The sequence below is a fragment of the Nocardia sp. NRRL S-836 genome (assembly GCF_001279525.1).
GTDB lineage: Bacteria > Actinomycetota > Actinomycetes > Mycobacteriales > Pseudonocardiaceae > Lentzea.
Window position 1 is genome coordinate 58177 of the sequence record NZ_LGDY01000100.1, and the last position, 12604, is coordinate 70780.

Genomic DNA, 12604 nt, shown 5'->3' on the forward strand with positions numbered 1-12604 from the left:
TTCTGGCCAAGTGGGCATCCTCGACAAGTTCCGCCTCGACGGGAAGGTCGCCATCGTCACCGGCGCCTCGTCCGGCCTCGGCGTCGCGTTCGCCAAGGGGCTCGCGGAGGCGGGTGCGGACGTCGTCCTCGCGGCCCGCCGCGCGGACCGGCTGAAGGACACCGCCGCGCTGGTGGAGTCCACCGGCCGGCGGGCCCTGGTCGTGCAGGCGGACGTCTCGCAGCCCGACGACTGCCGCGAGGTGGCCCGTGCCGCCGCCGAGTTCGGCCCGGTGCACGTGCTGGTCAACAACGCGGGCGTGGCGTCCGCGGTACCGGCCTCGCGCGAGACGCCCGAGCAGTTCCTCGGCGTGATCGACGTGAACCTCAACGGCGCGTACTGGATGGCGCAGGCCGCGGGCGCGGTGATGGCGAACGGCGGGTCGATCATCAACATCTCCAGCGTGCTGGGCCTCGTGACCGGCGGCATCCCGCAGGCCGCCTACTCGGCGTCGAAGGCCGGCCTGCTCGGCCTGACGCGGGACCTGGCGCAGCAGTGGACCGGCCGCAAGGGCATCCGGGTCAACGCGATCTGCCCCGGGTTCTTCACCTCGGAGATGACCGACCAGTACCCGCCGGGGTACCTGGAGAAGATGCAGGCGGCACTGCCCGCCGGGCGCGTCGGCGACCCGGAGGAGCTGGCCGCGGCCGTCGTGTTCCTGGCCTCCGCCGCCGGCGGGTACGTCACGGGCGCGACGCTCGTCGTCGACGGCGGTGCGGTCATCGTTTGATCCCTGATCGGCCTAGTGCCAAGAGCCCCCTCGACGCGTCTAATCCTCGTCAGGGGGCTTGTGGCATGAGGGGGAGCCGTGCAGGAGCCGGAGTTCAAGGCCGTCGACCCGCGAAGACGTTTCCTGCTGTGGTTCGTGCCGCCGTTGGCGGTGTTCGTGACCGGGCTGGTGGTCCTGCTGGTCACCGGGCACGTCACCGGCCCGTTCCGCGGCATCACCGTGGTGCGCGCGATGCTCGCGTCCAAGCGGGAGTTCTTCCAGGACGAGCAGGTCAAGCGGCTGCTGATGGAACGCGGCTACCAGGTGCACGTCACGCCGATCGGTTCCCGCGACCTCGCCAACGCGCCCGACCTCGACTCCTACCACTTCGTGTTCCCGTCGGGGCACGTCGCGAACGAACAGGTCAAGGCGCGCAGGACGGGCAAGTACGCGGTGCCGTTCCGGCCGTTCTTCACCCCGGTCGTGCTCGCCACCTTCCGCGAGTACGCCGAGGCGCTCGTGCGCGCCGGTGCCGCGACACCGCACGACCAGGGGGCCGCGCCGCTCTACTACGACCTCGACCTCGGCCGGTTCATGGACGTGGTCCGCAAGCAGGAGCGCTGGAGCGACCACGGGGTCAACAACGGCAACCGCGTCATCGCGCAGTCGCCGGACCCGTGCAAGGCCTACTCCGGCGCCGCGCTCGTCGGGTTCCTCGCGGCCGCCATCGACGACCGGCCGCCGCAGAGCATGCAGGCCGCGGAGGAGCTGGCGCTGCGGGTCAAACCGTACGTCGACGCGCAGGGGCAGCCGGGCGAGGACATGTCCCCGAAGTTCTTCGTGCCGGAGGGGCGGTCGCACGCGGTCATCGCGGTCATCTACGAGCACCAGTACATCGCATATCAGCTGCGGCGAGCTCAGGTCGACACCGAACGCGTGCTGCTCTACCCGACAGCGCAGCACCAGAGCACGCCCGAGCTCATCTCGTTCACGCCCGAGGGCGACCGGATCGGCGAGCTGGTGATGAACGACCCGGACCTGCGCCGCCGCGCCGTCGAGCTCGGGTTCCACCCGCTGGGCTGGAGCGGGGAGACCGACCAGGACTTCGCCGGTGTCATCACCGCGCGGGGCCTGCCGGCGCCACCGGCCGGTGAGGCGGGCCGCACCGCGTTGCCCAAGGCGGAGTACTTCGAGCGCATGCTCGACGTCGTCGGCGACTGCCGATGAGGGTCCTCGTCGCCGTGGCGCTGCTCGTGCTGGCGGCGTGCACGCCCGGCACACCCGAACCGGTCCGCCTGAAGGTGCTGGCGAGCCCGGAGCTGGCCGACCTCGCTCCCGTGCTGGCCGAGCTGAAGCGTGCCACCGGCGTCGAGCTGGTGGTGGAGCACCGCGGCACGGTCGAGGCCAGCCGGTCGCTCGCCGGGTTCGACCTGGCGTGGCTGTCCAGCAACCGGTTCCTGCGGCTGCGCGGCACCGAGCCCGCGTTGTCGGCGAGCGTGATGACCTCCCCGGTGGTGCTGGGGGTGCGGCCGGGCCGACGGGCCGTGCTGGGCGAGCGGCCGACGTGGGCCGACGTCGCCGACCGGGCGGCGGTGGGGGAGTTCCGCTACGGCATGGCCGACCCGCGGGTGTCCGGCGGCGGGATGGCGGCGTTGATCGGCGTGGCCACGGCGGCCGCGGGCACCGGTGCCGCGCTGCGGCCGGAGGACGTGAGCTGCGACCGCCTGCAGGGCTTCCTCGCCGGGCGGGCGTTCGACGTGCCGGACCCCGTCGGCGAGTTCACGAGACGGTCCGATGTGGACGGTGTCATCGCGCACGAGTCGGAACTGCTGGCGCTCAACGCGTCCGGGCGGCTCACCGAACCGCTGGCCATCGTGTACCCGCGGGACGGGATCGTCCTGTCGGACTACCCGCTGATGCTGGTCGATCCCGCGCACCGGGCCGCCTACGACCGGGTCGTGGAGTGGCTGCGCTCGCCGGACGCCCAGCGGATGATCACCGAGCGCACCTGGCGGCGGCCCGTCGACCCGGCCACGCCGCGCGCCGCGGCACTCACCGCCGACATCGGCACCGCCCTGTACTTCCCGGACAGCCAGCAGGTGCTCGACCGGCTGCTGGAGTTCCACGACCGGGCGGGCGACGGCCGCCAGGTGGTGTTCGTGCTGGACTACTCGACGTCCATGCGGGGCGAGCGGATGGCCGGGCTGCGCGCGGCGTTCGCGTCGCTCAACGGGTTCGACCGCTTCCACACCGGCGAGACGGTCACGATCGTCCGGTTCGCGGGTGCCGTGCTGGAGGAGCGTTCCGTCACCGTGCGCGCGCGGGCGGACCTCGACGCGTTGCTGGCCGTCGTCGCGTCCGACGACTTGCGGGACGGCACCGCGATCTGGGCCGCCCTCGACCACGCGCTGCGCCTGGCCCGCGGCGAGACGACGGTCGTGCTGATGACCGACGGGGAGAACAACGCGGGGCCGTCGGTCGACGAGTTCCTGCGGGTCGGGCGCGGCGAGGTGCCGGTGTACCCGATCCGGTTCGGCGAGGCGGACGGCGCCGAGCTGGACCGCGTGGCACGGGCCAGCGGCGGCCGGCTCGTGGAGGCCGGCGGGAAGTCGTTGCCGGAGGCGGTGAGGGAGATCCGTGGGTGTCGATAGAGCGCTGTGGTGGTCGGTCTCGTGGGGCTGGCTCCTGCTGTGGGCCGTGACGCTGGCCGCGTTCGCCGTGGTCGTCGCGCTCGCAGTGCGGTGGGTGCGCCGCCGGCGCGACCCGCGGCCGGAGGTGCCGGGCCTGCTGTTCTACGTGGACGGCCGGCGGATGATCAACCTGTGCAAGGTCGGCCGCTACGACGACGCGGTCACCCGGCAGTTCGTCAAGCAGATCACCGTCACCAGGGGCGGCAAGCTCCAGGTCGGCCCGAGCGAGTTCGGCATCGGCGTGGACGGGTCGGTGGTGCAGCAGAACACCGACACCTACGAGAAACCGGCCACCGAGATCGACGTCATCGGCGTGGTGCTGGCGGGACTGAGGGCCGCGCACGGCGTGGTGGACGTCGACCTGACCACCCGCACCATCACCGCCGACGAGGCGTGGCGGCGCGGAAAAGCCACCCGGCTCAACGACATCCGCGACTACGTGTCGCTGCACGGCCGGTTCGAGCTCGGCGAGGACGGCGGTGACCGGGCGGTGCTGTTCGCGCCGGTCGGCGAGCACCGGGTGCGGGTGGAGTGCGACCGGGCGAGCCTGCGCGACACGATGCCGCCGGGCCAGTTCAACGCCCGCTGCCTGGGCAAGGTGCAGTCGTGGAACGCCGAGGCCGGCGAGATCGTCGTGCTGCCGGTGGCCGTTTTCCAGTAGACAGGGCAGGGACGATCAACCTGTGATCGCACTGGACCACGTGCTGGTCGTCGACATCGAGTCGACCTGCTGGGAAGGATCGCCGCCGGGCGGTCAGGTGTCGGAGATCATCGAGATCGGGGTGTGCCCGCTGGAGGTGAGCACGGGAAAACGGGGTGAGCGGCGCAGCGTCCTGGTGCGGCCCACGAGATCGGCGGTGAGCCAGTTCTGCACCCGGCTGACGACGCTGACCGCCGCGCAGGTGGCGGCCGGTGTCTCGTTCGCCGAGGCGTGCGCGCTGCTGCGCGAGGAGTACCGGTCCGCCGACCGCGTCTGGGCCTCCTACGGCGAGTACGACCGCAAGATGTTCGAACGGCAGTGCGCCGATTTCGGGGTGAGGTACCCGTTCGGGCAGCGGCACATCAACGTCAAGACGCTGTTCGCGTTGACGCACGCGCTGCCCGGGGAGGTCGGGATGGCCGAGGCGCTGCGGATCGCCGGGCGGAAGCTCGACGGCACGCACCACCGCGGCCACGACGACGCCCACAACATCGCGGGCTTGCTGGCCGGACTGCTCAGAAGGTGATCACGTCGGCCGTGTCGGGGCTGGTCTCGCCCCGCAGCACGGCCTGCCACACCTCGACCAGCGCGTCCGGCCCGCTGTGCGGTGCCACGGCGACCCACTCGCCCGCCCGGGCGGTGAAACCGCGCCACGCCGTGCCGAAGCGTTCGGCCAGGCCGTCCTGGCCCCAGTCGGCCGTGCGCTTGCGCAGCTGCTCCGGTGCGAAGAAGAACTCGGAACGCGGGTCCGCCGAGGCGGCCTGGTGGGTGAGGCCGATCGAGATGTCCTTGACCAGCTGATCTCCCAGCCGGTCGTGCAGCGCGGAACGGAGCTCCGCCGAGCCGCTGAAATCCAGGTACGCGCTCGGTTCCACGTCCACGTCGGCGCCGTACGGGAGCACCGCGTCGTAGAGGCCCAGTCCCCCGGTGAACTCCACGTTGCGCGGCGAGGTGAGGCCCACCAGCCGGACCCCGCGGCCCCGCAGGCACTGTGCGGTGCCGAACGCGGTCTTGCTGGAGGCGGAGGAGATCACGACCGTGCGCGCGCCGTGGAAGTCGTTGTCCACGAGCTGGTCGGCCAGCAGGAACGACGTGAAGAACAGCGGCCGGTACAGCACCTGCAGGTCCTCCAGCCGCGGGTCGTACGCCGGGTCGCTGGTCGTGACCAGGTAGCTGTTGTACACGGCCGGCAGTTCGGCGCGGTGCTCGCTCGCGTCGGCGAAACCCGCCGGCGTCAGCCTGGCGCGCATGACGAGGTGGCTCGCCATCGGCAGGTAGCCGTAGACCCGCGTGCCGACCGGCAGTGAGTCCAAAGTGGAATCAACGACGTCCGCGAAACCCCACAGGGGGATGACACCGCGGTTTTCCGCGGCGGTGGGGAAGAAGCGCCAGTAGCCGATTCGGTCACCGATCACGCCGTAGGTGACGTTGTTGGCGGTGAGGCCGACGCGGTCCACGCGCAGCAGCACCTCGCAGTCGGACAGGTCGGTCGAGGCGGGCAGCTCGTCGTGCAGCACTTCGGTTTTGCCGAGGTCGTCGCGGTCGACGACGACGGTCCAGCGACTGATCATTGCCTGGTTTCTCCTTGGTCGGGAGGTACGCTCCGGTCGTGACCGTGCCTGAAAGACTGATCGACGCCGCTACCCGCCTGTTCGCGGACAAGGGGTACGAGCGGGTCGCCGTGCAGGAGATCGTGGAACGCGCCGGTGTCACCAAAGGCGCCATGTACCACTACTTCGGGTCGAAGGACGACCTGCTGCACGAGATCTACGGGCGGTTGCTGCGCTTGCAGACCGAACACCTGGAGAAGATCGCCGCGGCCGACGGGCCGGTCACCACGCGGCTGCGCGAGGCCGCGGTCGACGTCATCGTCACGAGCATCGAGGACTTCGACGCCGCCAAGGTGTTCTTCCGCTCGATGAACCACCTCCCTGCCGAGAAGCAGAAGGAGGTGCGGGCGCAGCGGCGCCACTACCACGAGCGGTTCCGCGGCCTGATCGAGGAGGGGCAGCGCGACGGGTCGTTCCGCGCGGACGTGCCGGCCGACGTCGCCACCTACTACTTCTTCGGGTCGCTGCACCAGCTGGGCACGTGGTACCGCCCGGACGGGGACATCCCGGCCGGGCGGCTGGCGGAGCACTACGCCGATCTGCTGATCCACTCGATCACGGCACGATGACGCTGACGATCTCCGCGACGCACGCGGGCTTGTCGCCGCCCTCGATCTCGACGACGACCTTCGTGACGAGCTGCTTGCCCAGTGCGATGTCGGAGACGTCCAGCAGCTCCACGCCCGCGCGCACCCGCGCGCCCACGAGCACGGGCTGCGGGAACCGGACCTTGTTGCTGCCGTAGTTCACGCCCATCTTGATGTTCTTGACGGTGTAGATGTCGCGCACCAGGTACGGCACCAGCGACAACGTCAGGTAGCCGTGCGCGACCGGTCCGCCGAACGGGCCCTGCTGCGCCTTCTCGACGTCGATGTGGATCCACTGGTGGTCCAGCGTCGCGTCGGCGAACAGGTTGACCTGCTCCTGGGTGACCTCGTGCCACTCGCCGAACCCGAGGTGCTCGCCCTTGGCGGCGATCAGCTCGTCGATGTCCTCGAACGTGCGCATGGTGGCTGCCCTCAGTCCTTCGGTCCGCCGGCGACGTAGATGACCTGGCCGGACACGAAGCCGGCGCCCTCGCTGACGAGGAACGACGCGGTGTGCGCGATGTCCTCCGGCTGCCCGACGCGCGCGACCGGGATCGCCTGCGCCGCACCGTTGACGAGGTCCTCGAACGAGATCTTCATGCGCTCGGCGGTCGCCTTGGTCATCTCGGTGGCGATGAAACCGGGCGCGATCGCGTTGACCGTGACGCCGAACTTGCCGAGCTCGATCGCGAGCGTCTTGGTGAAGCCCTGCAGACCGGCCTTGGCGGCGGAGTAGTTGGCCTGGCCGCGGTTGCCCAGCGCGCTGGTGGAGCTGAGGTTGACGATGCGGCCGAAGCCTTCCTTCGTCTGGTGCGCCTGCACGGCCTTGCTCATCAGGAACGCGCCGCGCAGGTGCACGTTCATGACCGTGTCCCAGTCGCTCGCGGACATCTTGAACAGCAGGTTGTCCCGCAGCACGCCGGCGTTGTTGATGAGCACGGTCGGCGCGCCGAGCGCCTCGGCGACCTTGGCGACCGCGGCGTTGACCTGCTCCTCGTCGGAGACGTCGACCTTGAGGCCGATGGCGCGCCCACCGCTCGCGACGATCTTGTCGGCGCCGTCGAGCACACCCTGCTCGTCGAGGTCGAGCAACGCGACGGCCAGGCCGTCCGCGGCGAGACGCTGCGCGACGGCGGCACCGATGCCACGCGCCGCGCCGGTGACGATGGCAACCCTGTCGGCCACGGGTCCTCCTTGAATTGTGGGCTAAGCAAGCGCTTAGTAACGTACCCATCAGTCAGCTTGACGTCCAGCGCTGTCCGGACGACCATACCGACTGGTCGGAATGTGGCAATTCGAGGAGGCAGGTGCCGTGGCACTCACCGGCAAGGTCGCGCTCATCACCGGCGGATCCAACGGCATCGGCGCCGCGTCGGCCCGCCGGTTGGCTTCGCTCGACGTCCGCGTCGTCGTCGCCGACGTGGACGTCGACCAGGGCAAGCTCGTCGCCGACGAGATCGGCGGCGTGTTCGTGCGCTGCGACGTCACCCAGCCCTCCGACTCCGCCGACGCCGTCGCCGCGGCCGTGTCGTCGTTCGGCGGCCTCGACATCGCGTTCCTGAACGCCGGGATCGGCACCGGTTGCTCGCTGGGCGACGACTTCGACGTCGACGTGTACCGGCGCGCGATGGCCATCAACCTCGACGGCGTCGTCTACGGCGTGCACGCCGCGTTGCCGTCCGTGCGCGCGTCGGGCGGCCAGATCATCGCCACCGCGTCGATGGCCGGTCTCATGCCGATGCCGGGCGACCCCGTCTACGGCGCGAACAAGGCCGCCGTAGTCGGTCTCGTGCGTTCGCTGGCGGGCGCGTACCCCGACGTGCGCGTGAACGCCCTGTGCCCCGCGTTTGCCGACACCAACATCATCACGCCGCTGCGCTCGACGCTGGAGGACATCGGCATGCCGATCCTGCCGGTGTCGGCCGTGGTGGACACCTTCATGTCCATTGTGGAGGGTTCAGGCACCGGCGAGGCGTGGTTCGTGCAGTCCGGCCGGCCCTCCGAGCCGTTCGGCTTCCGCAACCCGCCCGGCCCGCGCAACGCCGACGGCTCCCGCCTCGAAGCCGCCCGCAAGGACCCCGTTTCCCTCGCGCTCAAGGAGAACTGATCGTGCGTGCCATCCAGATCACCGAGTTCGGCGGGCCCGAGGTGCTCCAGCAGGTGGAGCTCCCCGACCCTGTTGCGGGTGAGGGCGAGGTGCTGATCACCGTCTCACGCGCGGGCCTGAACTACGCCGACACGCACCAGGCCGAGAACTCCTACCTGGCGAAGATGTCCCTGCCGCTGGTCCCCGGCGGCGAGGTCGTCGGGACCACTCCGGACGGTCGCAGGGTCGTGGCGCTGACGAAGAACTCCGGCGGCTACGCCGAAAAAGCCGTCGCGCCCGCGCTGACGACGTTCGACGTGCCCGACGGCGTCGACGACCTGACCGCCCTCTCGCTGATCGTGCAGGGCGCCACCGCGTGGCTGCTGCTGCGCAAGTCCACCCACATGGAACCCGGCGAGTCCGTCGTCGTGCACGCCGCCGCGGGCGGCGTGGGCACGATCGCGGTGCAGCTGGCCAAACTCTGGGGCGCCGGCCGCGTGATCGCCACCGCCTCCTCGGACGACAAGCGCAACCTGGCCCTCGACCTCGGCGCCGACGTGGCCATCGACTCCCGCTCCGCGGACATGACGGCCGCACTGATCGAGGCGAACAACGGCCGGCGCGTCGACGTCGTCCTGGACATGACGGGTGGTGCGACCACTGACCAGTCGCTGGTGGCGCTGGCTCCGTTCGGCCGTCTTGCGTTCTACGGCATGGCCTCGCGCGAAAGGCCGAAGCCGGTCGACCTCGGAGCCCTGCTCGTGCACTCCACGACCGTTGCGGGTATGTGGCTGCCTCACGCGCTGAAGGTGCTCGATGCGGAACACGGCACGCTGGCACACCGGGCGATGGCGGAGCTGTTCCAGCTCGTCGTCGACGGCAAGCTGAAGGCCGTTCCCGGTGGCGAGTACGGGCTGGGGGAGGTCCGGCAGGCCCACGAGGACCTCCGCTCCCGGCGGACGGCGGGCAAGCTGCTGCTGGACCCGTCGCGGTAGACGCCGGCTGGTCGTTGGGCGCTGGCTGGTCGTTGGGCGCTGGCTGGTCGTGAGGCGTCGGCTGGTTGTGAGGAGGGAGCGGTTCGCTTGGGCGGGCTGCTCCTTCTTTCGTTGGTGGGGTGGGTGCGGCAGGTTCGCCTTCCTGTCCGGCTCTCGGTTCGGCTCCTGGTCTGGCTCCTCGATCGGCACGGTGAGCACTGGTCCCCAGCGGGATGGTGCTGTCCGGTCACCGACGTCGGCCGCTGCCCCCCGCGTTTCCTGATTGCGGGCGCGGGAGACCGTGGCAACCGGACGTGAAGGAGACGCGGCCGGACGCGGATCCGGACAAGGTTCACCTGTCCGGGTGACGCGGCCTCTCGCAACGGGCGCGTGACCTGCGGCCCGCGAGCTGCGTGGACCATCGACCCGGTACGCGGCGAGGCACCCTCGCGGGCCTCGGTCGCCGGCCTCGCAGTCTGTCGGATCCTGGACAGTCGCCTCTCGACGTCTATCGGCATTTTGTGAGGGTTGAGTGTGGGGTGGTTCTGGCCTACACGCTTCTGAGTCCGTTGATCTGAGGATCGAAGCAAACGAGCCCCATCGATGTGGCGAGCTGCGCCGCGAACGCCGAAGCCTCGTCCGCCATGCTGTAGCGCATCGGGAAGTAGATCAGCGGGCCTCTTGCCTCCCCGATGAGTGGGCTTGTCGACCAGGGTGAGGTGTCGTCGTCGTCCTCGCTCAGGTCTGGCCAACGATCCAGCAGCGCAGCGACGTACTTTGTGATCAGCGGCGTCGGAGCGTTTTTGGCGTCGGAGTCGGCGTAGCGCTCGTACAAGTCATCGAGCATCGTTCGGGCGGCTGTGTCGTCCGCGGGACGAGCGCCCTCCCACACGGCGAGGTCGTAGGACATGCCGCCAGAGTGACACGACACCCTGACGAATCTGCCCGTTCGCGCGGCCTGACTTGTTGAGGACCTGGATGTCGGCGGCCTGGCCGTCGCCCGGCGCCTGGCGGCGGACTGCCCGATCCGGCAAGGCGGCGCAGCCGTCGCGGTGGTCGAGCGCCGTGCCCGGCCAGTCCGTGGTGATACCTATACGGGTCCCGCGGTCCAGCCCGAGGCCGGATCCGCGGGCGAAAACGCCGAAGGGGCGGCCCGCGCCAGGCGGACCGCCCCTCGACCGTGCTGCGGCTCTACTCGGAGAGCTCGGCCAGCTGGGCCTTCACCCGAGCGAGCTCCGCCTCGAGCTCCTCCATGCGGGTGCGGTGCTGGTCACGCGCCGCTTCGAGCACCGACTCGATGCCCTCGGCGATGTCCGTGTGCAGCTCCTTGGCCGCCTTGGCGACCGCGATGGCGGGGATGACGAGGCCCGACACGACGCGCTGCGTGCCGTGGACCAGGTCGGCCTGCCACTCGCCCTCGGCAGTGCCGGTCACCGTGAGCGTCAGCTCCACGGTGCGCGTCTTCTTCGCCGTGCTCTTGGGACGGCCGGCCTTCGGCTTCTCAGCCTTGGGGGCCTCAGCCTTCGGAGCCTCGACCTTCGGCGCCTCAGCCTTCGGAGCCTCGACCTTCGGAGCCTCTGCGGGCTTGGGCGCCTCTGCGGGCGTGGGCGCCTCGACGAGCTTCGGGGCGTCGGCCTCGGGGGTCGTCGTTCCCACGACGGTCTCCTCGACTGCCTTCACCTCGGTGAGCGTGTCCGACACGATCAGGTTTCCTCTCTGCGCAACGACGTGACCCCGCGCACAATCGTAGAACACATGTTCGATCAAGCGAGCGGGGGGTCAGCGCAGAGCCTAGTCAGTACGGCGGGAGCTGCACGCGCCACTGCCGTTCCACGTCGATGACACCGCGCACGGCGAGCAGCGTGGGGATGGCGCGCACCTCGACGGTGCCGGTGACGACTCCCAGCGCGTCCAGGACCGTGTCGACGACCAGGCCGGCCTCCCGCAGGTCGTCGAGGACCTGCGGGAGGCTGCCTTCGGCCACGGAGACCATCACCTGGTCGACCGCGCCCGTCATGGGGCCTGGACGAGGCCGCTGCCGATGTCGGTGGAGGGCAGCGGCAGGCGCAGGGCGGTGCCGGCCAGGCGGGCCCAGAGCTCGAAGCCGCGGGCGCCGGTGCGTTCGGCGATCAGGACCGCCACGCCGGCCACGTGCGGGGTGGCCATCGAGGTGCCGCGCAGGCGCCGGTACTTCTCCGGCAGCTTGAACGACGAGTAGACGTCCACGCCGGGCGCGCACACGTCGATCTGGCCGATCTTGTCCACCGAGCCGGAGGAGAACTGCGCGATGGCGCGGTTCACGTCGATCGCGGCCACCGCGATGATGGACGGGCAACGGGCCGGGTGGCCCACCGGTGCGATGCGGCCGGGGCGCATGGAGGCGTTGCCCGCCGCGGCGATGATCAGCGTGCCCTTGGCCATGGCGCGCTGGGCCACGGTCTCGTAGATCTGCGAGTACGGGGTGCCCGCGGGGACGTCGGCGCCCAGCGACATCGAGATGACCGCGCAGCCGTTGGCCACGGCCCAGTCGATGCCCGCGAGGATGCCGCCGTCGGCGCCGGAGCCCGCGTTCGACAGGACCTTGCCCGCGAAGATCTCGGCCTCGAACGCCAAGCCGTAGCCGGGCAGCGTCGCGGGCTTGCGCGGGCCCGCGGAGGTGCCGATGCAGTGCGTGCCGTGACCGTGGCCGTCCTGCACGTCCTCGCCGGTGATGAACGACTTCGTCGTGACGGAACGGCCGGCGAAGTCCGGGTGGTTCTGCTCGAAGCCGGTGTCGAGGACGGCGAGCTTGACGCCCTTGCCGGTGGCGGTGCTGACGTCCGCGCCCACGGCCTGCAGGCCCCACGTCAGCACCGACTCGTCGGCCGCGGGCTGCGGCTCGTCCTGCGGCACGGGTGCGGCGAACGCGTGCACGACGCGTTCCGGTTCGACGATCTGGACCGGGCCGGGACGCTCGGCGGCGCCGTTCAGCTCGGCCAGCAGGTTCGGGTCGGCGGTCACCACGGCGACGCCCAGCTCCGGGAACACCTGCACGGTCTCCGGGTCGAGGTCTCCGCTGTTGGGGTCGAACCCGGCGATCGCGCCGAGCTCGGCCACCCCCTCGTCGATGGCGTCCTCCTGCAGCAGCACCAGGAATCGGCCGGTGGTCTCCACTTCCGCTGGTTCGGTCATGACTTCTCGCCCCTACTCTCCTGTAGCCCTACTCAAGA

At 70.6% G+C, this 12604-nt stretch carries 15 protein-coding genes; 8 read left to right on the top strand and 7 right to left on the bottom strand.

Annotated elements, in window-relative coordinates; all coding sequences use genetic code 11:
* The first annotated feature begins 10 nt into the window (after positions 1-10).
* The 5 genes from ADL03_RS20150 (at position 11) to ADL03_RS20170 (ending at position 4664) form a co-directional block, all read left to right on the top strand.
* Positions 11-769, top strand: coding sequence for an SDR family NAD(P)-dependent oxidoreductase (locus ADL03_RS20150; protein ID WP_053735049.1), 759 nt, complete (start codon positions 11-13; stop codon positions 767-769).
* A 78-nt stretch (positions 770-847) separates the two neighbouring features.
* Positions 848-1975 carry a hypothetical protein gene (locus ADL03_RS20155; RefSeq protein ID WP_053735050.1) on the top strand — a complete coding sequence of 376 codons (1128 nt, stop codon included), beginning with the start codon at positions 848-850 and terminating at the stop codon, positions 1973-1975.
* Entirely contained in the window at positions 1972-3399 is a 1428-nt protein-coding gene (locus ADL03_RS20160; protein WP_053735051.1) for a substrate-binding domain-containing protein, read from the top strand. The genes ADL03_RS20155 and ADL03_RS20160 overlap by 4 nt, the downstream gene beginning before the upstream one ends.
* Positions 3386-4099: a hypothetical protein gene (locus tag ADL03_RS20165; RefSeq protein ID WP_053735052.1), complete on the top strand. Its 714-nt coding sequence runs from the start codon at positions 3386-3388 to the stop codon at positions 4097-4099. Before ADL03_RS20160 ends, ADL03_RS20165 begins: the two co-directional genes overlap by 14 nt.
* 22 nt (positions 4100-4121) lie before the next feature.
* Positions 4122-4664 (top strand): 3'-5' exonuclease, encoded by a 543-nt coding sequence (locus ADL03_RS20170; protein WP_053735053.1) that lies wholly within the window; start codon positions 4122-4124, stop codon positions 4662-4664.
* Here the strand turns inward: ADL03_RS20170 and ADL03_RS20175 are convergent.
* A complete protein-coding gene (locus ADL03_RS20175) occupies positions 4654-5709 on the bottom strand; it encodes a DUF2855 family protein (protein ID WP_053735054.1) in 1056 nt (351 codons plus the stop codon). The genes ADL03_RS20170 and ADL03_RS20175 overlap by 11 nt on opposite strands.
* Positions 5710-5747: 38 nt before the next feature.
* Here ADL03_RS20175 and ADL03_RS20180 point away from each other — a divergent pair, with 38 nt between their 5' ends.
* A complete protein-coding gene (locus ADL03_RS20180; protein ID WP_231642050.1) occupies positions 5748-6317 on the top strand; it encodes a TetR/AcrR family transcriptional regulator in 570 nt (189 codons plus the stop codon).
* Here ADL03_RS20180 and ADL03_RS20185 read toward each other — a convergent pair.
* Both ADL03_RS20185 and ADL03_RS20190 read right to left on the bottom strand, forming a co-directional pair.
* The gene (locus tag ADL03_RS20185) at positions 6304-6756 is read right to left on the bottom strand and encodes a MaoC family dehydratase (protein WP_053735056.1); all 453 of its coding nucleotides are present in this window, start codon (positions 6754-6756) and stop codon (positions 6304-6306) included. The two genes, ADL03_RS20180 and ADL03_RS20185, sit on opposite strands and share 14 nt — an antisense overlap.
* 11 nt (positions 6757-6767) lie before the next feature.
* Entirely contained in the window at positions 6768-7520 is a 753-nt protein-coding gene (locus tag ADL03_RS20190) for an SDR family NAD(P)-dependent oxidoreductase (RefSeq protein ID WP_053735057.1), read from the bottom strand.
* Between the two features lie 127 nt (positions 7521-7647).
* On the opposite strand from ADL03_RS20190, the gene ADL03_RS20195 reads away from it, so the two are divergent.
* Both ADL03_RS20195 and ADL03_RS20200 read left to right on the top strand, forming a co-directional pair.
* Positions 7648-8442 (top strand): SDR family NAD(P)-dependent oxidoreductase, encoded by a 795-nt coding sequence (locus ADL03_RS20195; protein WP_197288483.1) that lies wholly within the window; start codon positions 7648-7650, stop codon positions 8440-8442.
* A gap of 2 nt (positions 8443-8444) precedes the next feature.
* A complete protein-coding gene (locus ADL03_RS20200) occupies positions 8445-9416 on the top strand; it encodes a zinc-binding dehydrogenase (protein WP_053735059.1) in 972 nt (323 codons plus the stop codon).
* A gap of 529 nt (positions 9417-9945) precedes the next feature.
* Here the strand turns inward: ADL03_RS20200 and ADL03_RS20205 are convergent.
* The 4 genes from ADL03_RS20205 to ADL03_RS20220 all read right to left on the bottom strand — a co-directional run bounded on the left by ADL03_RS20205 (position 9946) and on the right by ADL03_RS20220 (position 12566).
* Positions 9946-10305, bottom strand: coding sequence for a hypothetical protein (locus ADL03_RS20205; protein ID WP_053735060.1), 360 nt, complete (start codon positions 10303-10305; stop codon positions 9946-9948).
* Positions 10306-10586: 281 nt separating this feature from the next.
* Positions 10587-11096, bottom strand: coding sequence for a DUF6319 family protein (locus tag ADL03_RS20210; protein WP_197288484.1), 510 nt, complete (start codon positions 11094-11096; stop codon positions 10587-10589).
* Positions 11097-11190: 94 nt separating this feature from the next.
* On the bottom strand, positions 11191-11412 hold the full coding sequence (locus ADL03_RS20215) for a hypothetical protein (protein ID WP_053735061.1): 222 nt from the start codon (positions 11410-11412) through the stop codon (positions 11191-11193).
* Complete coding sequence (locus ADL03_RS20220; protein ID WP_053735062.1) at positions 11409-12566, bottom strand: S8 family serine peptidase; 1158 nt, start codon at positions 12564-12566, stop codon at positions 11409-11411. The genes ADL03_RS20215 and ADL03_RS20220 overlap by 4 nt, the downstream gene beginning before the upstream one ends.
* Between the last annotated feature and the right edge of the window lie 38 nt (positions 12567-12604).

Coding starts and splice junctions, on each gene's coding strand:
- ADL03_RS20205 (WP_053735060.1), bottom strand. CDS start 10,305: ATGTCCTACGACCTCGCCGTGTGGGAGGGCGCTCGTCCCGCGGACGAC.
- ADL03_RS20175 (WP_053735054.1), bottom strand. CDS start 5,709: ATGATCAGTCGCTGGACCGTCGTCGTCGACCGCGACGACCTCGGCAAA.
- ADL03_RS20185 (WP_053735056.1), bottom strand. CDS start 6,756: ATGCGCACGTTCGAGGACATCGACGAGCTGATCGCCGCCAAGGGCGAG.
- ADL03_RS20160 (WP_053735051.1), top strand. CDS start 1,972: ATGAGGGTCCTCGTCGCCGTGGCGCTGCTCGTGCTGGCGGCGTGCACG.
- ADL03_RS20220 (WP_053735062.1), bottom strand. CDS start 12,566: ATGACCGAACCAGCGGAAGTGGAGACCACCGGCCGATTCCTGGTGCTG.
- ADL03_RS20215 (WP_053735061.1), bottom strand. CDS start 11,412: ATGACGGGCGCGGTCGACCAGGTGATGGTCTCCGTGGCCGAAGGCAGC.